Source organism: uncultured Ruegeria sp. (assembly GCF_947500045.1).
Lineage (GTDB): Bacteria > Pseudomonadota > Alphaproteobacteria > Rhodobacterales > Rhodobacteraceae > Ruegeria.
Genome location: NZ_CANMQQ010000001.1, coordinates 289,853 through 310,191, shown reverse-complemented (window position 1 = coordinate 310,191; position 20,339 = coordinate 289,853). Strand labels below are relative to the sequence as shown.

21 protein-coding genes are annotated in these 20,339 nt (G+C 56.6%); 7 read left to right on the top strand and 14 right to left on the bottom strand.

Annotation, left to right across the window (positions count from 1 at the left end; all coding sequences use genetic code 11):
* Positions 1-31: 31 nt before the first annotated feature.
* The 3 genes from Q1B46_RS01570 to Q1B46_RS01560 all read right to left on the bottom strand — a co-directional run bounded on the left by Q1B46_RS01570 (position 32) and on the right by Q1B46_RS01560 (position 3,492).
* A complete protein-coding gene (locus Q1B46_RS01570) occupies positions 32-1,711 on the bottom strand; it encodes a peptidoglycan -binding protein (protein WP_299944016.1) in 1,680 nt (559 codons plus the stop codon).
* 3 nt (positions 1,712-1,714) lie between these two features.
* The gene (locus Q1B46_RS01565; protein WP_299944013.1) at positions 1,715-2,893 is read right to left on the bottom strand and encodes a biopolymer transporter ExbB; all 1,179 of its coding nucleotides are present in this window, start codon (positions 2,891-2,893) and stop codon (positions 1,715-1,717) included.
* A gap of 68 nt (positions 2,894-2,961) precedes the next feature.
* A complete protein-coding gene (locus Q1B46_RS01560; RefSeq protein WP_299944010.1) occupies positions 2,962-3,492 on the bottom strand; it encodes a gamma-glutamylcyclotransferase in 531 nt (176 codons plus the stop codon).
* Positions 3,493-3,556: 64 nt separating this feature from the next.
* On the opposite strand from Q1B46_RS01560, the gene Q1B46_RS01555 reads away from it, so the two are divergent.
* On the top strand, positions 3,557-4,561 hold the full coding sequence (locus Q1B46_RS01555; RefSeq protein ID WP_299944007.1) for a DUF2125 domain-containing protein: 1,005 nt from the start codon (positions 3,557-3,559) through the stop codon (positions 4,559-4,561).
* Here Q1B46_RS01555 and Q1B46_RS01550 read toward each other — a convergent pair.
* The 4 genes from Q1B46_RS01550 to Q1B46_RS01535 form a co-directional block, all read right to left on the bottom strand.
* Positions 4,558-5,379, bottom strand: coding sequence for an extensin family protein (locus Q1B46_RS01550; RefSeq protein WP_299944004.1), 822 nt, complete (start codon positions 5,377-5,379; stop codon positions 4,558-4,560). The two genes, Q1B46_RS01555 and Q1B46_RS01550, sit on opposite strands and share 4 nt — an antisense overlap.
* Positions 5,376-6,296 (bottom strand): prephenate/arogenate dehydrogenase family protein, encoded by a 921-nt coding sequence (locus Q1B46_RS01545; RefSeq protein WP_299944000.1) that lies wholly within the window; start codon positions 6,294-6,296, stop codon positions 5,376-5,378. Before Q1B46_RS01545 ends, Q1B46_RS01550 begins: the two co-directional genes overlap by 4 nt.
* A complete protein-coding gene (hisC, locus tag Q1B46_RS01540) occupies positions 6,293-7,378 on the bottom strand; it encodes a histidinol-phosphate transaminase (protein WP_299943997.1) in 1,086 nt (361 codons plus the stop codon). The genes Q1B46_RS01545 and hisC overlap by 4 nt, the downstream gene beginning before the upstream one ends.
* Positions 7,379-7,442: 64 nt before the next feature.
* On the bottom strand, positions 7,443-8,858 hold the full coding sequence (locus Q1B46_RS01535; protein WP_299943994.1) for an aminotransferase class V-fold PLP-dependent enzyme: 1,416 nt from the start codon (positions 8,856-8,858) through the stop codon (positions 7,443-7,445).
* Between the two features lie 103 nt (positions 8,859-8,961).
* On the opposite strand from Q1B46_RS01535, the gene Q1B46_RS01530 reads away from it, so the two are divergent.
* Positions 8,962-9,423, top strand: a complete 462-nt coding sequence (locus Q1B46_RS01530) for an Lrp/AsnC family transcriptional regulator (RefSeq protein WP_299943990.1) — start codon at positions 8,962-8,964, stop codon at positions 9,421-9,423.
* Positions 9,424-9,529: 106 nt separating this feature from the next.
* On the opposite strand, the gene rpsD is transcribed toward Q1B46_RS01530, so the two are convergent.
* From rpsD to Q1B46_RS01500, 6 genes are all read right to left on the bottom strand, one after another.
* Positions 9,530-10,150, bottom strand: a complete 621-nt coding sequence (rpsD, locus tag Q1B46_RS01525; RefSeq protein ID WP_074735842.1) for a 30S ribosomal protein S4 — start codon at positions 10,148-10,150, stop codon at positions 9,530-9,532.
* A gap of 212 nt (positions 10,151-10,362) precedes the next feature.
* Positions 10,363-10,869, bottom strand: a complete 507-nt coding sequence (locus tag Q1B46_RS01520; protein WP_299943986.1) for a hypothetical protein — start codon at positions 10,867-10,869, stop codon at positions 10,363-10,365.
* Positions 10,870-11,169: 300 nt separating this feature from the next.
* The gene (locus tag Q1B46_RS01515; RefSeq protein WP_058277004.1) at positions 11,170-11,490 is read right to left on the bottom strand and encodes a hypothetical protein; all 321 of its coding nucleotides are present in this window, start codon (positions 11,488-11,490) and stop codon (positions 11,170-11,172) included.
* Positions 11,491-12,055: 565 nt separating this feature from the next.
* A complete protein-coding gene (locus Q1B46_RS01510; protein ID WP_299943981.1) occupies positions 12,056-12,745 on the bottom strand; it encodes a hypothetical protein in 690 nt (229 codons plus the stop codon).
* 65 nt (positions 12,746-12,810) lie between these two features.
* A complete protein-coding gene (gene lepA, locus Q1B46_RS01505; protein WP_299943977.1) occupies positions 12,811-14,610 on the bottom strand; it encodes a translation elongation factor 4 in 1,800 nt (599 codons plus the stop codon).
* A gap of 151 nt (positions 14,611-14,761) precedes the next feature.
* Entirely contained in the window at positions 14,762-15,784 is a 1,023-nt protein-coding gene (locus Q1B46_RS01500; RefSeq protein WP_299943974.1) for a hypothetical protein, read from the bottom strand.
* A 217-nt stretch (positions 15,785-16,001) separates the two neighbouring features.
* Between Q1B46_RS01500 and Q1B46_RS01495 the strand changes: the two genes are divergently transcribed.
* From Q1B46_RS01495 to Q1B46_RS01485, 3 genes are all read left to right on the top strand, one after another.
* Positions 16,002-16,310, top strand: a complete 309-nt coding sequence (locus tag Q1B46_RS01495) for a hypothetical protein (protein WP_299943971.1) — start codon at positions 16,002-16,004, stop codon at positions 16,308-16,310.
* A gap of 64 nt (positions 16,311-16,374) precedes the next feature.
* A complete protein-coding gene (locus Q1B46_RS01490; protein ID WP_299943968.1) occupies positions 16,375-17,316 on the top strand; it encodes a LysR family transcriptional regulator in 942 nt (313 codons plus the stop codon).
* A 159-nt stretch (positions 17,317-17,475) separates the two neighbouring features.
* On the top strand, positions 17,476-18,402 hold the full coding sequence (locus Q1B46_RS01485; protein ID WP_299943965.1) for a DMT family transporter: 927 nt from the start codon (positions 17,476-17,478) through the stop codon (positions 18,400-18,402).
* Between the two features lie 51 nt (positions 18,403-18,453).
* On the opposite strand, the gene Q1B46_RS01480 is transcribed toward Q1B46_RS01485, so the two are convergent.
* On the bottom strand, positions 18,454-18,903 hold the full coding sequence (locus Q1B46_RS01480) for a low molecular weight protein-tyrosine-phosphatase (RefSeq protein WP_299943962.1): 450 nt from the start codon (positions 18,901-18,903) through the stop codon (positions 18,454-18,456).
* Between the two features lie 28 nt (positions 18,904-18,931).
* Here Q1B46_RS01480 and Q1B46_RS01475 point away from each other — a divergent pair, with 28 nt between their 5' ends.
* Complete coding sequence (locus tag Q1B46_RS01475; protein WP_299944715.1) at positions 18,932-19,636, top strand: NAD-dependent deacylase; 705 nt, start codon at positions 18,932-18,934, stop codon at positions 19,634-19,636.
* Between the two features lie 61 nt (positions 19,637-19,697).
* Positions 19,698-20,306, top strand: coding sequence for a DUF308 domain-containing protein (locus Q1B46_RS01470; protein ID WP_299943959.1), 609 nt, complete (start codon positions 19,698-19,700; stop codon positions 20,304-20,306).
* The last annotated feature ends 33 nt before the right edge of the window (positions 20,307-20,339 follow it).

Here is a 20,339-nt window from a genome sequence, read left to right as displayed (position 1 = left end):
ACAACGGTCCGAAGATGGCATACTTCGAAGCTTATCTTTCGGTGAGCTTCAGCTCGATCCGCCGGTTTTGCGCGCGTGCTTCCGGGGTATCTGCGGGGTTGACGGGCTGGAATTCTCCGAACCCATTGGCCGCCAGCCGTTCGGGAGGGATGCCCAGAGCCTCAACCATATAGCGAACCACGGAAAGGGCGCGGCCCTGGCTGAGTTCCCAGTTGTCGCGATACCGTCCGCTGCTTACAAGCGGTACATTGTCGGTATGTCCATCGACACGGATGACCCAGTTCAACCCGTCGGGAATTTCTACCGCAACGCCGCGCAGGATGTTGGCAACCTTGGCCACTTCTTCGCTCCCCTCGACAGACAGCACTGCCGAGCCGGTATCAAAAAGAACCTCGGACGAGAACACGAAACGGTCGCCTTCGATCCGAACACCTTCCTGATCGCCCAGCACATCCCGAAGCCGCCCAAAGAATTCTGAGCGGTAGCGTTGCAAATCCGCAGCCTGCGCCGTCAGTTCCTGATTTTGTCCGGCCAGTTCCTCTGCTTCGGCCTCGAGGCGGATGCGCTCGGCCTCTTCCAGCAGTCGGCGACGACGCTCTTCCGAAGCTGCACGCGCAAGTGCGGCGTTCAAATCCTGCCCCAGCGTCTGAATCTGGATCTCAGCCGCTTCGTTACGATCTTCGTAGTCATCCAATAGTGCCTGCAACGATCCAAGCTGACTGCGCAGGGCCGACATCTGCTGGTTCAATAGGGCAGTCTGACGTTGTGCCTCGGTCGATATTTCCTTTTCCGACGCAAGCGCATCTTGTGCCAAAGCCAGCAGCGCCGCGCGTTCGTCGGCAAGCGATCTTTGCTCTTCAACTTGTGTCTGTGCTTGTGTTTGCGCCGCCAGCGCGGCCTGTAGCTGAGCCTTTAGCTCATCTGCGTTGATCTCGCCAAATTGCCGCTCCAGCTCCGCCTGTGCGGCCCGCGCGGCAGCCAGCAATGTCAATGTTTCCTCGGCTTCCTTACGCTGTGCTTCCAATGCCAGCGTCATCGCAGTCAACTCTGCATCCGCATCCTGCAAGCGATTGCGCAAGGTTTCGGCAGCAGCAGCCTCAGCCAAACGGGCGGCTTCTTCCTCGGTCAGTTGCTGTTCAAGTTCAGTGATCTGAACAGCTTGGGCATCCTGGTCGGATTCGAGATCAGCGACCAACGCCTCAAGCGCCTCGCGCCGTGCAGCTGCCAGACGGGCGGCTTCGGCCTGAGCGTCGATTTCCTGACGACTTTGGGCAAGCGCCAGGTTCAGGGCGTCCTGTTCATTCAGCAACTCATTGCGCTGTGTCTCAAGCGACGTGATCTCACCCTGCGCCCGTTCCTGATCCACCAGCAATGCAGCAACCTGCGCTTCGAAATCTGTGATGCGATTTTGCGCCAGCGCCAGATCATCTTCGACCTGATTCAGGGTCGTATTCAGCGTTCCAAGACGCGCCTGAAGACGGCTGTTTTCCCGTTCTTCCAAACCCAGCGCCCCGGCCAGAGCGGCAATTTCGTCGGACAGTGCTGTCAGTTCGTCTTCCTGCCCCGAGATGGTTTCACGCAGCACAAACTGCACAACCATGAAGATGGTCAGAACAAAGGTCAGCACCATCAACAGACCGGTCATCGCGTCCACGAAGCCCGGCCAGACCGAGCCCGAGAACCGTTGACCTGTCCGTCGGGAGAGAGCCATCCGCTACTCTCCTTCCGGGGGGGTACGCACCGCGCCGCGTGGAAGGGTCAGCGCCTTGACCAGAAGTTCGAAATCCTTGCGTAGCTCGTTCATACTATCCTGACGGCCGGCTGAAATTTCTTCGAGGATACGCAGCAATTGCACATCCATCGACCGCAGACGCATCCGGCTTTCGGCATCGATCCCCTCGCCCGCGCCATGTTCGCGCATGTGATCCAGCAAGGCGTCCTGACCAAGCGCCACACGTTCCAGCGTGGCTGTAACGCCTTCGGTCTGGGCCTGCCGCTGGTTCATCTCGCTGATGGCATCGACCAGATGCCCCAGTTTGGTCGACACATCGGCGCGGTCGACCTCCTGCGCTGAAAACATATCCTGCAGCGCATCCATCTGTTCGGACATGGCATCCAGAACCGGTGTTAGAACAGCCAGTTCAGCCCCGCCCTCTTCGCCAGCGGTAAATCCGACACGGGTGATCGAGGATAGCCATTCTTCCAATTCGCGATAGAACCGGTTCTGCCCATGACCCGCGAACAGCTCCAATAGCCCCACGATCAGCGATCCGGCCAATCCCAGAAGTGACGAGCCAAAGGCGACACCCATACCCTGTAATTGCGCTTCCAAACCTGTCATCAGGCGATTGAAAACGGCCAGGCCTTCTTCACCTTCCTGCGGGTTCAGGCTGCGGATCGTATCGACAATGGCCGGAACCGTCGTCGCCAAACCAAAAAATGTTCCCAAAAGACCAAGGTAGATCAACACGTTGGTGATATAGCGGGTGATCTCGCGCTCTTCCTCGACTCGTTCGGCGACTGAATCGAGGATGGACCGGGTAGAACTGGAACCGATCTGCGACCGCGCCCCACGTTCGCGCAACAGTGATGCCAGTGGCGCCAGCAATTGCGGCGGGCGCGCATCGTCACGCTCGACCCCGCCGATGAAGGCTTCGATCCACCGGACTGAACCAATTAACTGTGTGACCTGTAGAAAACACGCCGCAACACCGATGACAAAGACCAGCAGGATGAACCCGTTCAGATACAGGTTTGCCTGAACAACCGGCAGCACGTAAGGCAGCGCCATGAATACGCCAAACCCTGACAGCCCAATTGCGATCAGCATCATCAAGATTTGACGGATCGGTTGTGAGAAATGTGGTCTCACGCCCTGTTGTGCCTGCGCCATGCGCGTGGCTCCCGGTATTGTCTGCTCTGGGCTGAACCTATCGAAGTTCACCCCATGACGCCAAGAGTTTATGCGCTGATTGTACGCACCCGTTGCGACAACCACTCAAGGTCAGGGTCATGCAGCCCGATCTCGGTCAAATGCGAAGCGGTGTTATAAAGATATTCAGTATTCGGCCCACGTCCGCCGATCGCATGTGCGATGATCTGGGCCTGATCCTCTAATGGCAATCCGCCGCAATACTGGACGTGATGCGCATCGACGACATAGGTTACCGCGTTCACGGACTGCCCATTGCCCAATTGTACATCCAGCATCCGCTCAAGATATGCGGACGAGATCAACTCGCGCTCACGCAATTCAGCCAAGGTGCGGTTTTCGTGCCCGGCTTCGACCGCAAGCGCCAAGCCCGTGCAGCGCGCCTCGGGCTGTTCATCCAGTGCCAGAACCAAACCAGGTTCTTCCTCGGTGCCTCGATGATGGATCGAGCGCATGCAGAACGACCGCGCATATCCATGCAGTGTGGCGCGTTCGCTACTGGCTACTGGAAAGCCTGGATTCCACAGCAGTGATCCATATCCGAATACCCACATCGTCATTGCACTGGTCCTTGCCTGTTTGGCCCTATAAACATCAAATCCGAGGCAGGAAAAAGGGCCATTCATGATGCGCCGTCTGATACGCGTTTTTGTTTTTATCGCCCTTGCGTGGAGTGCCTACTGGTTTATCGCCGGATACGGGCTGCGCAATGCGTTGACCGGTTGGTTTGACAGGCAACAGGAATTGGGCTGGCAGGCCGAATTCTCGGGCGTGTCAACGGCAGGGTATCCTTTCCAGCACACGACACGTCTGAATAACCCCGCCTTGGCTGATCCAGTCAACGGAACAGCATGGAGCGCGGATTGGATTGAATTCCAAAGCCCTGCAATCTGGCCCGGCCGCCAGATGTTGCGCTTTGCTGCTACGCCACAGCGGCTGTCCTATTTCGATCAGACCACCACTGTTCAAGCCGAAGAAATGCAAGCCGAGCTGCACCTGCAACCCGGCGTCGCATTGGTGCTTGAGAAAATGGCCCTGACGTCCGAGCGCTGGCTGTTGACAACAGAAGGCGACCCGCAGGCCGGAGGCCAGACGCTGAGCCTTGTGATGGAACAATCCGGCGCGCCCGAAAGCTATGGAATCGCAGCAAAGATCGACGGGTTCACACCCGGAGACGATCTGCGGCGCCTGATGCGCTCGGCCTCGACCTTGCCGCAGTCGTTTGAGACGCTGGAAATGGATATGTTTGTCACCTTCGACAAACCGTGGGATCGGACCGCGCTTGAAAAACGCCGCCCCCAGCCGGTTGCAATTGATCTGCGCTTGGCAGAAGTGAAATGGGGTGAGCTGCGTCTGTTCGCCACCGGAGAACTGGATGTTGACGAACAAGGTATCCCAACCGGTGAAATCGCCATGAAGGCCGAAAACTGGCGCGACATGATCGCCATGGCAAACGCTGCCGGCGCTCTGCCTGATCAAGCCGTCGATCCTGTGACCCGCGCATTGGGTTTCATGGCGGGCTTGGGAGGCAACCCAAATGCACTGGATTTACAATTGAATTTCCGTGACGGGTTCGTTGCCTTGGGCCCTCTCCCGCTTGGACCTGCGCCCCGGCTGGTGCTGCGTTAACGGCAATAGGCCCCGCTGCGATAGCGCGCGGTATCAAGGTGGAAATGATCCCGGTGATAGCGGTCTGAATTGGGGCCCAGGACCGTGCCAAACGGCCCACATGCGCCCCTCCAGATCTTCGTCAGTTGTTTCTTGGATGGATTTTTGCGCCAACCGTCCAGTACTGTCACAACCTCACCATCGGCCATCCTGAAACCCGAGATGTCGATGGCGCGCCCCTTGCCGTGTTCGGAAATCCTGGCGCCTTTGCGATTGTTGCGCGTGCGACAAGCGTAATGTGCGGCGACTTGAAGTTCGACCACCGGGCCACGTCTTTTGAATGTCGGTTTGACGGTTTTGTCGACCCATGTGTTCAGCGCTTGCGCCGTGCCGCAATCCATGGTCGACGGGCGGCTGAGTTTTACCCCCGATATCGAGGTAATCTGCACCGCGTCCTTGATGCCGCAAGCTTTGATCTTGCCGTTCACCTGCCCCACCGCCTTGCCCTGAATGTCGATATCGCCGCAAACTGAGGTCTTGCGCCGTTTGCGATTCTTGAACAGGATCTGCTGCTCCAGTTCTTCGGGACGCAAAAATGGTCTGATCGAATGCTCGGGCCCGAATAACGGAAGATCGCTTGGTCGGGCGGCCGCCGCTGTAACCTGCGGCGAGGCAGGCCGCAGGACGGGGCGTATCTTCTGTGTTACCACAATCGCGACCTCGTCCGTATTGGCCGGTCGCGTCACGGGCACGAGAGAGGTTTCAGGCGCGGCCGCACTTGCAGTCGATGCCGTCAAAACAGCCAGGCATATCCAGAAACAGCGCCCCAGCCCCCTCATATCGATGTTTTCCCCCGCCCAAAGTCCGGCGCATCCGTATCCTGACCTGCATCAATAATTCCACGGCGGATTGCGCGCGTACGCGTAAAGTAGTCGAACAGCTGCTCTCCGTCGCCTGTGCGAATGGCCCTTTGGAGCGCAAACAGTTCCTCTGTGAAACGGCCCAGAATCTCCAGCGTCGCGTCCTTGTTGGTCAAGAACACATCGCGCCACATCGTGGGATCTGATGCTGCAATGCGGGTAAAATCGCGAAAACCCGCAGCAGAGTATTTGATGACTTCGGTATCTGTCACCCGGCGCAGATCATCCGCTACACCCACCATTGTATAAGCGATCAGGTGCGGCGCGTGCGATGTTACGGCCAGAACCAGATCGTGGTGATCGGCATCCATTTCATCGACATTCGATCCCATTCCTTCCCACAGCGCCCGCAACCGTGCGATGGCGTCTGGATCTGATCCTTCAACCGGGACCAGCAGAGACCAGCGGTTGTCAAACAGTTCAGCAAAACCAGATTCCGGTCCAGAGTGTTCGGTCCCGGCTAGCGGGTGGGCAGGAATAAAATGAACTCCCTCAGGGATATGGGGCGAGACAGCTTCGATCACATGACGCTTGACCGAGCCAACGTCTGAAACCGTTGCACCCGGTTTCAGAACTGGCGCGATCTCCTGTGCTACGGCCCCCATTGCACCAACGGGGACACAAAGGACCACAAGGTCAGCGCCATCGACCGTATCCTGCAAAGTATCGCAAACCCGATCACACAATCCGATACGGCGCGCAGTATCGCGCGTTGCCTCGGATCGGGCAAAGCCAGTCACTTCACCCGCAAGCCCCGCGCGCTTGATCGCCCAGAACATGGACGAAGCAATCAGGCCCAATCCGATCAGCGCCACACGGTCGTAAATTTGGCTCATACTACGCCCCTTTTGAACGTGGTGATGGCTGCAACCACGCGGCGGCAGGCGTTTTCATCGCCCACGGTAATCCGCAGGGCGTTTGGCAGGTTGTAGCCCGCAACACGCCGGACGATCAAACCCTGAGTTTTTAGATATTCATCGCAAGCTTCCGCCTCGGTCCTGTTCTCAAAGCGGGCGAGGATGAAATTGGTACAAGACGCATCGGATGCGACGCCAATCTTTGCCAGTTCATCAGACAACCAAACACGAAGGCGCGCGTTTTCAGACTGGCAGAATCGCAGGTATTCCTCATCCCGCACCGCAGCCTCGGCGGCTGAGAGTGCCGTCAAAGACAGGTTGAAGGGCTGCCGCACGCGATTTAGCACATCTATGATCTCTTTCGCGGCATAGCCCCAGCCAACGCGCATCCCCCCTAGGCCATAGACCTTCGAAAAGGTGCGGGTCATGATGACATTGCTAAACTGGTCCACCAGCCCTGCCCCACCATCGAAACCGTCGACAAATTCTGCATAGGCACCATCCAGTACCATCAGACAATCGGTGGGTAGCCCTTGGGCCAAGCGACCCAACTCGTCCGCAGAGATCATGGTTGACGTTGGGTTGCCAGGATTGGTCACAAAGACAATTCGGGTCTGCCCGGTGACCGCGGCAAGGATGTTATCCACATCGACCCGGCGATCCCGCTCAGGCACCATGACCGGTGTCGCCCCAACCATCCGCGCGATGATCGGGTACATGGAAAACCCATGTTCGGTATAGATCACCTCATCCCCCGGCCCGGCATAGGCTTGCGCCACAAATTGCAGAACTTCATCGCTGCCGACCCCACAGATGATACGATCTGCATCCAGACCATGCCGTTCCGCAATTGCGCTGCGCAGGCTGGCATGGTCGGTACTGGGATAACGATGCAGGGTGGCCGCGCTCTCAAGCACGGCTTCAATCGCCTTGGGACCGGGCCCAAAGGGGTTTTCATTGGAACTCAGCTTGATGACTTCCGCCACGCCATCGACATGAGACTGCCCGCCCTGATACAGCGCGATGTCCATAATGCCGGGTTGTGGGGTGATCTGGTTCATGAGGGGCTCCGTTAACTTGGCCCCTCATACCTGTCTCACCGGGTTGAGAAAAGTGGCAATTCCCTCAGGCCGCCTTGAAGCGGGCCGTCGCCGGGTCGGCATTGTACAATGGCACGAACTCCTCGGTCCGCCGCGACAAGTCGTTGACGCTGTCGATGATGAACTGAACAGTCTCTACGCTCATGAGGTAAGAGAAGTTCAGCCGCACCCAGCCAGGTTTCTTCATTTCTTCACCCACCGACAAGGCCGCGTGCAGCTCTTGCGATGTTGTGCGGTCAATCCCCAGTAAACGGTGCGCATAAGGCCCGGCACAGGCACAACCACCACGCGCCTGAATGCCATAAATATCGCTGAGCATCCGGGTAAACAGTTGCTGATGGACTGGCTGCCCTGCGCGGTCGCGCACGAGAAACGAGAAAATCGGCAGGCGATGCGCATTCTCTGTTCCAAGCAATGTCAGGTGAGGATTGTTGGACCACCCTTCGAACGCCATACGGTTATAGAGCGCCTCACGCCTTGCAATCTCATCCGTACCGACCTCGTCTTTCACGATGAAAGCCAATGCGGCACGAATATCGCCGATCACGTTTGGCGTACCAGCCTCCTCGCGCGTTGCCAGATCGGCGCTATAGTCGTGCCGCCACGGTGAAACAAAACTGACCGTCCCTCCACCAGGCCAACTGGGGCAAGTCCTCTTCACGACACCTTGGTTGACCACCAATACGCCTGACGCCCCCGGCCCGCCCGGAAACTTGTGCGGAGAGACAACAATCGCATCCTTGCGCGCATCTACAGGGCCCATGTCCATCGGCAGATAAGGCCCACCACCCGCATAGTCCCATACCGCCAGTGCGCCATGTTCTTTCAGCATCCGCGTGACAGGGTCAGGGTCGGTGATGATGCCGGTGACGTTTGACGCCGCTGAGAATGACCCAATCACCAGATCGGAACCCGCATGTTCGATCAACGCCGCCTTAAGCGCCTGCATGTCGGGACCACCATCAACAGCTTCAGGAATCTCGATCACTTGCGCCTTGCTTTCCCGCCAAGGCAGAATGTTCGAATGATGCTCGTACGGTCCGATCAAAACGACCGGCTGATCAGCCTCTTGCACTCCCAGCAGACTGACCAGCCGGTTGAGACCCGCAGTCGCGCCGGACCCGGTGAAAATCACCGCGTCCTCTTCCCTGGCGCCAACAATGCGGGCGATCTCGGCCCGCGCCTCGCGGCGCAGACGGGTCATGTAGGACCCGCAATAGGAGGCCTCGGTGTGGCTGTTGGCATAAAACGGCAACACATGCTCAGCCACAAAATCCTCGACCTGCCGCAAAGCGCGGCCCGAGGCGACGTAATCCGCATACACAAGCGGCACTTCCCCGCGCAGACCCGGGATGAGTACCCCCTCACCGATCAGTCCATCACGCAGAGTGTTTCCGTGAGCTGCAGATCGAATTTCTGCGCGAAACTTGGACAAGGTCATAACACAGGCTCCATATTGCTGGTACCAATGTGATTGATGTAACCTGTGTAATCTTCCCCTAATTATTGGTTTTCTACTTAAACTTTGTGTCGTATGATTTGTCATGAGCAAAAAATTAGATCAAATTGATACGCGTCTGCTAAAAGAACTTCAGAAAGACGCAACATTGTCTCAGCGAGAATTGGCAGATCGGATCGGTCTGTCTCAAAATGCTTGCTGGCGGCGGTTGAAATCCCTGCACGACGAAGGTGTCCTGCAGGGCTCGACCGCGCGGATCGCTCGCGAAAAGCTGGGGCTGAACCTCGTGGTCTTCGTCATGCTCCGCACACGCCACCATTCTGCCGAATGGTTGCAGGCTTTCCGCAGGCACGTTCTGACCATTCCCGAAGTGGTCGATTTCCACAGAATTGGCGGCGACTACGACTATCAATTGAAAGTCGTCACGCAGGACATGACCTCGTATGACAAGGTCTACCAACGCCTGATCGAAAAAGTCGAATTGGACAGCGTTACATCCTATTTCGCGATGGAGGCCATCGCCGAAGGCCGCCCTCTTCCCATCTGATCGGCCTCTTCATCTGGCCTAATTTGTCCCGAGGGGCACAGCGCCCCAACAAACAAAAAAGACCGCGCTAAACGCGCGGCCTTTAAATTCAACAGGTCGGCGAAGATTAGTTCTTCGCGTAGAATTCGACGACCAGGTTCGGCTCCATGACGACCGGGTAAGGCACATCGCCCAAGCCCGGAGCGCGCACGAAGGTCGCGGTCATTTTCGAATGGTCGGCATCGATGTAGTCAGGCACATCACGCTCGGCCAGAGCAGCGGCCTCCAGAACGACAGCCAGTTGCTTGGACTTGTCGCGCACCTCGATCACGTCGCCTTCTTTGACGCGGTAGGACGGGATGTTCACCCGCTTGCCGTTCACTTTGACGTGGCCGTGGTTCACGAACTGGCGCGCGGCAAAAACGGTCGCAACAAACTTGGCGCGGTAGACAACAGCGTCCAGGCGGCGTTCCAGCAGGCCAACCAGATTTTCACCGGTGTCGCCATTTACACGTACAGCTTCGGCATAGATACGGCGGAACTGCTTCTCGGTCAGGTCGCCATAGTAGCCTTTCAGCTTCTGCTTGGCACGCAACTGCAGACCAAAGTCCGACAGTTTGCCCTTGCGGCGCTGGCCATGCTGGCCGGGGCCGTATTCGCGACGGTTGACCGGGGATTTCGGACGACCCCAGATGTTTTCGCCCATCCGGCGGTCGATTTTGTACTTGGCAGACGTGCGTTTTGTCACGGCTGATCTCCTTCGTTTAAGTCGAGGCCTATGCAGGCCACTATGAAGGGCGTTGTCCTCTTGAGGTCTCCCCCATGACAGGCATCCCCTTGCGGGGGCCACCAACACCAATGAAGCCGCGCTTATATCTACGGATTTGCCAGAGTCAACACGCCGCGACCGACAGTTGGAACGATTTCAGCAGCTTTTGAAAAAAATCTGAGGGTCATCCGCTATTCAGCGGCAAAACCCGCGATCCTTGGCAGATCTACGGGATCTGCAATCGCACCACCGATCAGGCCTGGAAAGGCAACGACATTACTGTCGTCGACATACCCGAGTTCAGCGGGCTCCACTTGCTGAGCAGCCGCACTGATCCAGAATTCCTGATCTGCTTGGGGGCACCCGTTCTCAAAGATCAACATCAGAGAAGACTCTCCAACGATGCGCACGAGTTCGGCGGTGAATTTCTGTGCTCCGTTTGTCAGTTCAATCTTGGAGCCCTGAGTTGAGACCTGCCCTTCGACAGAAACATCCGGTCTAGCCGCCGAGGCGGACACAACACGTGCGTAGCCGTCGCGCTGAACAAAAGCACCAGCCTCTGTCGATAAATCGATCCCCCGGCCCCGCCAGGACCAAGCTGCACCAACAACCAAATGGGCAAGAGGCGCTGCCTCAAGCCCATCGACTTCAGTCTGTGTCCAAGATATCGCTATCTGACCGTTAACACCGGTTCCCATATACCCGCCCGTACATTTACTCACCCCACCTTTTACTTTGCATATGTATCAGTGAAAAAATGGGCGGAAAAGAGACCGAAATGCAGCATTCTTGAAATTGTTGCTAAAGAACAAATTCACATTGAGACTTCGGGTCTGATGGACCAACGGCTGGTCATCCACGCACAGTCAAACTCGACCAAATTTCTGGGGTTGATCTAAGGGCATCGACGGTTCAAGAAAGACCCATCATTTTCAAGCCAAACGGCTGCTTTTCCAAGCGTTTATGCTACCGCATACCCTTCAGCCACTGACTGCTTATCAGGCCCATGCGAGCGCGGTTCCGAGGATAACCAGACCAATGCCTGCCGCCTCGCGATATGAGAAGTTTTCGCCGAACAGAAAGAACGAGGCGATGGCGATCAGAACGACCTCGGCCCCCAGAATGCCGGTATAGATGATGCCCAGACGTTCCTCGCGCAGCGCGGCGAGTTCCAGCGTCGCCCCGGCCAGCAGGGTTGCGACGATCAGCAGGCCGAGGCCGACGCCGGGAAGTTTCCACCAGAACTTCATCGCGATCATGGCCACGGAATAGAGACCCGCCGACCCGAGGGCGATGATGGGGATCATGGATGTGGACATCTGCGCCTCCTGCCGAGGGTTCCGTTGGGTCAAGTGTAGCAGGAGGGTGCGATTTGGGCTGTGAGGTGGGTCACAGTGGGATGATGGGTTAAAAACCCATCCTACGTAGGGTGGGTTTCCAACCCACCATTTCACCCGTAGGGCGGGCTTCAGCCCGCCACCAAACCCATCCGATCCATGCGCGTTGGGTTTTGGTCAGGCAAATGGCGGGCTGAAGCCCGCCCTACAGTTGTTCAATAGAACAGAGGGCAGCGCCTCCCCTCGGGGGCGGGTCGGCGCTCCCCGGCAGTGCTGCCATGCGGGTGGTTAAACACAGCTATGATACATCCTTTTCAAGCTCCTGAAGAACAAGCGAGTGCTTATACCTCTTATATGAGCTGTAGAAGTAAAGTGTCTTAAAACTCTTGAATTCCTCCAAATATTCTTTGGCTTTCAACAAATCCGCTTTCTTCCAAAAATAAACCGCTTTGGCCAGAAGAATATTATCGTGAACATCGCTATTGTTAAGCAGGATTGACGCATCAATAATCTGTTTCGCGCGTTCGAACTCACCCAGATAGGACAGTCAGCAGGACAAGTTAGTCAAATGATAAACAGATCCTCCGCTGTGTGCTATTTTCTTTTCAAGCATATCTTTTGCAGTTGCTATGTCCCGGCAGTGCAACAGAGTAAATGCCGTGTCATTCACGTTACCGTAAATAGACCGATTGTATCGAAAATATAATACGATAGGTAGAACTAGAAATGCACCTATTAGAAGGGTAAAGGCAATTCTAATTACTGGTGATGTATCGATACTAACATCGCTTTCGTTGGACATTTCGCCAATTAGAGCTTCAGATTCAACATAAAACCTCAGGATAGGCGTGCTCTCTGAGCGTAAAATCAGCTGGATGGAAATACTTTCGCGTGGCTTAAGCGTACCAAGTTTTAGCGTAAAGCCATCTTCATTTGTGATGCGCTCCGGTTCAACTTTCTGCCCATTCAGATCAGAAGACAATATCTCCAAGTTCTGCAGCTCCTCATCTGCTGCAACCGAGAGATCTACATTTTTCTGAATTTCAGATGTCTGGTTGGTAATATTGATATAGTGGAAGCGATAACTCTCTTCATCCACTGTGGGAGCCACAAAACGCGATTGAGAGTAAATCAACCCCCCTTCTTCCACAAAAAACTTCGGATAATGATAGGCAAATGCTCCAGCCAATACGGCAACTAGCAGTGGTAGAAAGAAAAAGTAAAATATTTTAGCCAAATTCGATTCCTCTGAATAATTAATTCAAAACCCACTTGTGCACCAAAAAACAAAACGAACCGTCTTCAGCTATCCATCTTCAACGCCGAAATAAACGCCTCCTGAGGAATATCAACTTTCCCGAACTGACGCATCTTCTTTTTGCCAGCCTTCTGCTTGTCCAGCAGTTTGCGCTTCCGCGTGGCGTCGCCTCCGTAACATTTCGCGGTCACGTCCTTGCGCAGCGCCGAGAGGGTCTCGCGCGCGATGACCTTGCCTCCGATGGCGGCCTGGATCGGGATTTTGAACATGTGGCGCGGGATCAGGTCCTTGAGCTTTTCGCACATCGCCCGGCCGCGCATCTCGGCCCGGTCGCGGTGAACCATGGTTGACAGCGCATCGACTGGTTCGTCATTGACCAGCACCGACATCTTGACCAGCGCGTCCTCGGTATAGCCGGTCATCTGATAATCAAACGAGGCATAGCCTTTGGTCACCGATTTCAGGCGGTCGTAGAAGTCAAAGACGACCTCGTTCAGCGGCAGGTCATAGACGACCATGGCGCGGCTGCCCGCATAGGTCAGGTCCATCTGGATGCCGCGGCGGTCCTGGCACAGTTTCAGCACGTCGCCCAGGAATTCGTCCGGCACAAGGATGGTCGCCTTGATGCGCGGTTCCTCGATATGGTCGACCTTGGACGGATCAGGCATGTCGGCGGGGTTGTGAAGCTCGATCATCTCGCCGTCTTTCATGTAGACGTGATAGATTACCGACGGCGCGGTGGTGATGAGCTCGATATCATATTCGCGTTCGATGCGGTCGCGGATGACCTCAAGGTGCAGCAGGCCAAGGAAGCCGCAGCGGAAACCAAAGCCAAGTGCTGCGGATGTTTCCATTTCAAAGCTGAAGCTGGCGTCGTTCAGGGCCAGTTTGTCAATCGCATCGCGCAGGTCTTCGAATTCGGAACTGTCGACAGGGAAGAGGCCACAGAACACCACCGGCTGCGCGGGTTTGAAGCCGTCCAGCGCGATTTCGGTGCCGTTGCGGTCATTGGTGATGGTGTCACCAACGCGGGTGTCGCGGACCTGTTTGATCGAGGCGGTGAGAAAGCCGATCTCACCGGGGCCGAGGCTGTCGACCATCTCCATCTCCGGGCGGAAGACACCAACGCGGTCGACATGGTGCAGGGTATTGTTCGACATGAACTTGACCCGCATCCCCTTTTTCAGCGTGCCGTCCATGATGCGGACCAGAACAATGACGCCGAGATAGGCGTCGTACCAGCTGTCGACCAGCATCGCCTTGAGCGGTGCGTCGAGCGTGCCTTTAGGCGCGGGCAGATGGGTGACGATGGATTCCAACGTCTCATGAATGCCCTGCCCGGTTTTGGCGCTGACCTGAATCGCCTCGGAAGCGTCGATGCCGATCACATCCTCGATCTGTTCGGCGACGCGGTCACAGTCAGACGCCGGCAGGTCGATCTTGTTCAGCACCGGCACGATGTCATGATCTGCGTCGATGGCCTGATAGACATTCGCCAGCGTCTGCGCCTCGACCCCTTGGGTCGAGTCCACAACCAGCAGAGAGCCTTCGACCGCGCGCATGGACCGCGAGACCTCATAGGCAAAGTCCACGTGGCCGGGGGTGTCGATCAGGTTCAGCACGTATTTCTCGCCATTGTCGGCGGTATAGTCGATGCGGACCGTGTTGGCCTTAATGGTGATGCCGCGCTCACGCTCGATATCCATGCTGTCTAGCAGCTGTTCCTTCATGTCGCGATCCTTGACTGTTCCGGTCTCTTGGATGAGCCGGTCAGCAAGGGTGGATTTGCCATGGTCGATATGCGCGACGATGGAGAAATTGCGGATATGAGCGAGGTCTGTCATGGGTTGGGGATATGCGTCGGAATTGGGCTGTGGTCAATGGTCGGTCATCAATGCAATCACTATTGTTCGACCGCTTATTTGAAATACGCTACAGAGCCTGAGCAAAGAACATTACAAGGACCGAATAGGTTTTCGCGCACGGCTCAAGTGTTCAATCCGAACCAATCCGCTTGGTTCCAATTCCAAAGCCGTGAACAGCCTGAGATTCGATGATGGCCTCGACAATACACGCGTTGGCCGCTTGCAAGGTTTGCCGGTCCCAATGCTGCATATCAGGGATCAGCCTCATCATATCACCCTCCATCCTTGGGCTATTCCAATATACCTCATTGGAAATCACACGCTCCAACGGGCTCCTTAACGGTAAATTACCGTTGTAGTATAAGAATGAAGCACCAAGGGTGGTACAATCATTAACTTCGTTTGCGCATTTCTCACTACAGAATTTACGCACCGGGGCCCAATTCGAAACATCTGCGCTTAGTTTAGACGTTTTTCTAAAGAGGTCTTTGTTTTCCGACAATTCAAACGGTCCGGGTGCAATCCACGCTAGTTCAGAAGTTCGGAAACGATTGTCTGACAAGAGCTGCGAAGCTACACGATGATGTCCTGCATAGGGGTTTCGGTTCTTGTTGGCGGCTTGATACTTGGCCCAAATCAACAAAGGCGCTGCCTCTTCAGGCAATTTGTCTCCTAATCCCCGCAAGACATCAATCACTTCATCCGCCCTACCTTCGGTAAGCAAGAATTCAGTTACAAGTAATGCAGCTGATGGTTCGCCTAGTTCTACGAGCGCCGCAACAGCGGGACCTCGTTGTCCCATTTCCTTAGATTGTATCAATGCAACTGCCAAAGGCTCCGATTCCGATGCTTCAACCAACCAAGATTGACCAGACAGCCCTTTTGGCCTTCGAAAGAGCGCAATCCGCTCATTGCGAGGTAGATCGACGGATACGTGCTTGTGCATGTTTCCCCTAAGCGCGATACTTGCCAGAAGAATCTGGGCCGCAGTATTACCGTGTTGAGCCTGTCCAGACAGCTTTTGCAGCGCAGTCAAATCGTCACCATCCAACCATTCCTGAACCGCTTCCTTGAATTCTGGCGCGTCTTCACCTCGCAAAGAAGGCACTTCCGGCAAAGCCGCTATCGGAGACAAGCAAAGTGCGGCTGACATAAGAAATGTTCTGATAGAAATCAAAATCTTACCCCTTAAGTTGACTGCTCATATTGGCTTCTCACTTAGCTTGGTGCGCCAATTAATTCCTCGCCAAATCAACACCGTTTGATTTCTCTGTCAAAACAATTGATCCCGAATCCACTTTGATTCATACTCCGCCGCAGACCGAGAGGGGCATCAGACCCGTCCGGGCAGGCAAAAACGAGGCATGAGTATGAAACAGTTCCTCCTTATCGCATTTTGTGCGGCATCACTGACGGCGGTGGCCCAAGTCGCGGATGCGGCGCAGATCAAACGGGCGTGCATGGCGTCGGACCGGTCGGCGGCGACGCGGGCGCGGTGTTCTTGCATTCAGCGGGTGGCCAATCAGGCTCTGACGCGCAGCGATCAGAAGACCGTGGCCAAGTGGTTCACCGACCCCCATCAGGCGCAGGAGTTGAAGATGTCACAGACTTCGCGCGATGATGCGCTGTGGGATCGGTACCAGAACTTTGGCCAGATGGCGCAGGCGATCTGTAGCTAAGCCCTGTCAATCCTTGACCTGATGCACGCTGCGCCCCAGAAAGGCGCAGCGAAAGGGATGTGCGATGGTGATGAAAGGGCTGACCCTCCGGGGCCTTGAGGTGTTCGAGGCGCTGGCGCGGACGGGATCGGTGGCGCAGGCAGCCGAGATCACGGGGCTCAGCCAGCCCTCGGTCAGTCAGCAGTTGCGCAATCTGGAAAAGGCCTTGGGGACCGATCTGGTCGATCACGGGCGGCGGCCGATGCGGTTGACGCAAGCCGGGCGCAGCTTTCTGGCGCGGGCCGAAGCGGTATTGGCCGAGCTGCAGGTGGCCCAAAGCGAGCTGGCGGTGATGGATCTGGGGCATCTGACCACGCTGTCCATCGGGTTGATCGATGATTTCGACAATGACTTGACGCCCCGGCTGGCGACACTACTGGCCGACAGTCTGACGCGGTCGAAATTCAAGCTGATCACCCTGCCCAGCTTGGATCTGTTCGAGGAACTGGAAGCCCAGCGCCTTCACATGGCCGTATCCGCCCATTCCGGCGAGGTGCTGGAGGGGGTGGTCGAATACCCGCTGGTGCAGGACCCGTTCATTCTGGTGGCTCCGAAAGGGGCAGAACGGCCGATACAAGACCTGCCCTTTCTGCGCTATGCCCGAGAACAGTTGATCAGCCGCCAGATCGAAAGCCATCTGGCCCGACAGCAGATGGAGTTCGAGGAACGGTTCGAGATCGGTTCGCACCTCGCGTTGATGGCGATGGTAGCACGCGGGCTGGGTTGGGCGATCACGACGCCTCTGGGATATATGCGCGCAGCGAGGTTTCATGACGGAATGGAGGCGCACCCGGCCCCATTTGGAGAATTCGCGCGCACAATCTCACTTTTTACGCGCAACGACTGGTCGGATCAGGTGCCGCAGGAGGTTGCAGACATGATCCGCCGGCTGATGCAGAACCAGATCGTTGATCCAGCGGTCGCGCAGGTGCCGTGGCTGGGCCGGCAGCTAAAAGTGATGAATTAGTTTAGGGCACCGCAGGTATTGGAAGCACGACAACCAGCGCACCGGGTATTTCCGCCACCAATTCCCTACACATCTGATCCAAAACCAGCCTTGCGAAACAATGTAGTCACACAACAAATCTCTGCTACAGCGGTCGCGAACCTGTGGTAGCTAATTGGAATGGCGACGACATCAACACAAACCAGACCTGCTATTCCCTACGCGCTTGCAGTGGTCGGCGTTCTTTTCGCCTCAATCTGTTTCGGGCTAGTCCCCTATTTTAGCCGGGGTCTGACCGAGCAAGGTGTCGCACCTTATGCCGTAGCGTTCTATCGCTACATCGTTGCGGCAATTCTGCTGCTGCCTGTTCTCGTTATGCACCGTAACGCATGGCGCGAGATTTCTTGGGGTCTTTCGGCAGGCGCGGTGATGGGACTTGGATGGATTGGATATGTGACAGCGTTGGAGACACTGCCCGCATCGACAGTGGGCGTTCTCTATATGACCTATCCGGTCTTCACGCTGATCATTGCCTGGGTTTTGTTCGCCGATATTCCCACAAAGCGTGCTTTGATCGCCTCGGGCCTCATTACGTTGGCGGCACTCATTGCTGGCTCACCTGCATCTGTTCCCTTGCGGCACATGCCTATACTTTTGCTGTCACTGGCGGCCCCAATCGGGTTTGGCTTCGGAATATGTGTCTTGGTCCACAGGTTGTCCCGCATCGCGCCGCTTGCGCGCATTGCCTCGGTTTCCTTGGGATCGGTTCTCGGACTCTTGCCGCTGATGCTGAGTGCTGATGTTGCCCGGTTGCTCCCGCAGGGGCAATCCGACTGGATCTTGATCGTTGGTATTGGCCTGGTCACGGCGCTTGTGCCACAGCTCATATACACGATCTGCTCGCCGTTGATCGGCGCTTCTAAAACTGCGGTCGTCGGCAGCATTGAGTTGCCGACAATGTTTGCTGTGGGTTTTCTTGCCTTTGGCGAAACAATCACAACACCCCAAGCCGTAGCCTGCGCTTTGGTGTTGGGTGCGATTGCGATCACCAGAAGCCGTACGACGCGCACTTTGTCCACTGTGATTGCGAAAGAACCAAAGACGTAAGTTTGGCCTCGAAACAGGCGTCGGGTGGTTTCCAACCTGAAACCCGTGCTTCTACACCAGTGCCCTCAGGTGTGCCTCAAGCCCTGCGACGGCCTCTTCGATCAGGTCCAGCGCGCCGTCGAAATCACGGGTGTAATACGGATCAGGTACATGATCCGCTTCCGGGTCGGCAGCGAAATCAGTCAGCAGGCGGACCGGGGTTTCGTTGCCACGGGGACGCAGGTTTTCGATATTGGTGATATTCTCGGCATCCATTCCGATGATCAGATCAAACCGGTCGAAATCCTCGGCCACGAATTGGCGCGCACGCAGTTCGCTGAGGTCGATACCGCGGGCGCGGGCAGCCTTTTGCATCGGCCCATAGGGCGGGTCTCCGATATGCCAGCCCGAGGTTCCGGCGCTGTCGGTTGCGTGATGCGGCGCGCGGGCGCGAAAGGCGCCCTCGGCAGCTGGCGAACGGCAGATATTGCCCAGGCAGACGAAAAGGATACGGTGTGTCATGGGAACGGGTGTAGCGGGTGAGGCGGGTATGGAAAAGATCGTCATTCTGACCGGGGCCGGGATTTCGGCCGAAAGCGGGCTGGGCACGTTTCGCGACGAAGGGGGGCTTTGGGCGCAGCACCGGATCGAGGATGTAGCCACGCCCGAAGGCTTTGCTCGCAACCCGGCGCTTGTGCATCAGTTCTACAATGCCCGCCGCGTTCAGGCCGCAAAGGCGCAGCCCAACGCCGCGCATCAGGCACTGGCGCGGTTGCAGAAGGACTGGCCCGGCGAGGTGATCATCGTCACGCAGAATGTCGACAGCCTGCATGAGGCTGGAGGGGCCAAGCATGTGATCTACATGCATGGAACACTGGCCGGGGCGCTTTGCGGGAATTGCGGGCACTGTTGGACCTCACCTCTCGAGATGGAAGTGGATGAGCCCTGCCCCGTCTGTCAGCAGCCGTTGGTCCGACCCGACGTGGTGTGGTTCAGAGAGATGCCCTATTTCATGGATGAAGTTCACGACCACCTGGCTGGGGCTGCCCTGTTTGCTTCAATCGGCACCTCGGGTCAGGTCTACCCGGCGGCGGGTTTTGTGCAACAGGCGCGCGCCGTCGGTGCACGGACGGTTGAACTGAACCTTGAACCTTCTGCCGGGGCGTCGATGTTCGACGAAACCCATCTGGGATCTGCGTCTACGGTTGTGCCGCGTTGGGTCGATCAGCTGTTGGCGCAGGGCAGCACGCAATAAGGGCAGACAGAAACACAAATTCCCGTATATGCTGCCTAAAACACGAAACCGAGTGACCGACATGACTGATCTACCCCCCAAAGAAGGAGAAATCCTTGACGACAACAACATCAACGCCCGCGATACGTTAAGCGCCAATCTGGCCAACCTGTGGTGGACCTTTCTGCTGCGCGGAATTCTGGCCGGGTTGATCGGTATTGCAGCGCTGTTCTGGCCAACCAGCAGTATCTCATTGCTGTTGCGGTTGGTGGGCCTGTTGCTGATCCTCGACGGCGCGCTGACCTGGCTGGGATTTGGTCGGCGCGGACTGGCCGGTGGCGTCGGGATTGGTGCCGCGCTGATCGGATTGGTGCTGCTGATCTGGCCGCAAGGCGTGGCCTGGCTGGCTTTTACGCTGATGGGGGCAATGGCGCTGTTTGTAGCCATCGGTTCACTGATGGCGTTGCCGCAAATGCACCCACAGGATCCCGAACGCGCGACCGTACGCAACTCGGGCATATTCGCCCTGATCATTGGGCTAGTACTGATTTTCTGGCCCGGCAGCGGGATGGTTGCGCTGGGCTGGGCGATTGCCTTCTTTGCGCTGGCCTCAGCAGTGGTGATGTTCTTTCTGGCAGCACGGTTCAAAAAAGCAGGTGACCGGGTGGGCATGAAAACCGTCAGCCGGTAGAGCAACAGGCCGGGTTAAACCCGGCCTGACGCA

Coding starts and splice junctions, on each gene's coding strand:
- Q1B46_RS01570 (WP_299944016.1), bottom strand. CDS start 1,711: ATGGCTCTCTCCCGACGGACAGGTCAACGGTTCTCGGGCTCGGTCTGG.
- Q1B46_RS01565 (WP_299944013.1), bottom strand. CDS start 2,893: ATGGCGCAGGCACAACAGGGCGTGAGACCACATTTCTCACAACCGATC.
- Q1B46_RS01560 (WP_299944010.1), bottom strand. CDS start 3,492: ATGACGATGTGGGTATTCGGATATGGATCACTGCTGTGGAATCCAGGC.
- Q1B46_RS01555 (WP_299944007.1), top strand. CDS start 3,557: ATGATGCGCCGTCTGATACGCGTTTTTGTTTTTATCGCCCTTGCGTGG.
- Q1B46_RS01550 (WP_299944004.1), bottom strand. CDS start 5,379: ATGAGGGGGCTGGGGCGCTGTTTCTGGATATGCCTGGCTGTTTTGACG.
- Q1B46_RS01545 (WP_299944000.1), bottom strand. CDS start 6,296: ATGAGCCAAATTTACGACCGTGTGGCGCTGATCGGATTGGGCCTGATT.
- hisC (WP_299943997.1), bottom strand. CDS start 7,378: ATGAACCAGATCACCCCACAACCCGGCATTATGGACATCGCGCTGTAT.
- Q1B46_RS01535 (WP_299943994.1), bottom strand. CDS start 8,858: ATGACCTTGTCCAAGTTTCGCGCAGAAATTCGATCTGCAGCTCACGGA.
- Q1B46_RS01530 (WP_299943990.1), top strand. CDS start 8,962: ATGAGCAAAAAATTAGATCAAATTGATACGCGTCTGCTAAAAGAACTT.
- Q1B46_RS01520 (WP_299943986.1), bottom strand. CDS start 10,869: ATGGGAACCGGTGTTAACGGTCAGATAGCGATATCTTGGACACAGACT.
- Q1B46_RS01515 (WP_058277004.1), bottom strand. CDS start 11,490: ATGTCCACATCCATGATCCCCATCATCGCCCTCGGGTCGGCGGGTCTC.
- lepA (WP_299943977.1), bottom strand. CDS start 14,610: ATGACAGACCTCGCTCATATCCGCAATTTCTCCATCGTCGCGCATATC.
- Q1B46_RS01500 (WP_299943974.1), bottom strand. CDS start 15,784: ATGTCAGCCGCACTTTGCTTGTCTCCGATAGCGGCTTTGCCGGAAGTG.
- Q1B46_RS01495 (WP_299943971.1), top strand. CDS start 16,002: ATGAAACAGTTCCTCCTTATCGCATTTTGTGCGGCATCACTGACGGCG.
- Q1B46_RS01490 (WP_299943968.1), top strand. CDS start 16,375: ATGGTGATGAAAGGGCTGACCCTCCGGGGCCTTGAGGTGTTCGAGGCG.
- Q1B46_RS01485 (WP_299943965.1), top strand. CDS start 17,476: ATGGCGACGACATCAACACAAACCAGACCTGCTATTCCCTACGCGCTT.
- Q1B46_RS01480 (WP_299943962.1), bottom strand. CDS start 18,903: ATGACACACCGTATCCTTTTCGTCTGCCTGGGCAATATCTGCCGTTCG.
- Q1B46_RS01475 (WP_299944715.1), top strand. CDS start 18,932: ATGGAAAAGATCGTCATTCTGACCGGGGCCGGGATTTCGGCCGAAAGC.
- Q1B46_RS01470 (WP_299943959.1), top strand. CDS start 19,698: ATGACTGATCTACCCCCCAAAGAAGGAGAAATCCTTGACGACAACAAC.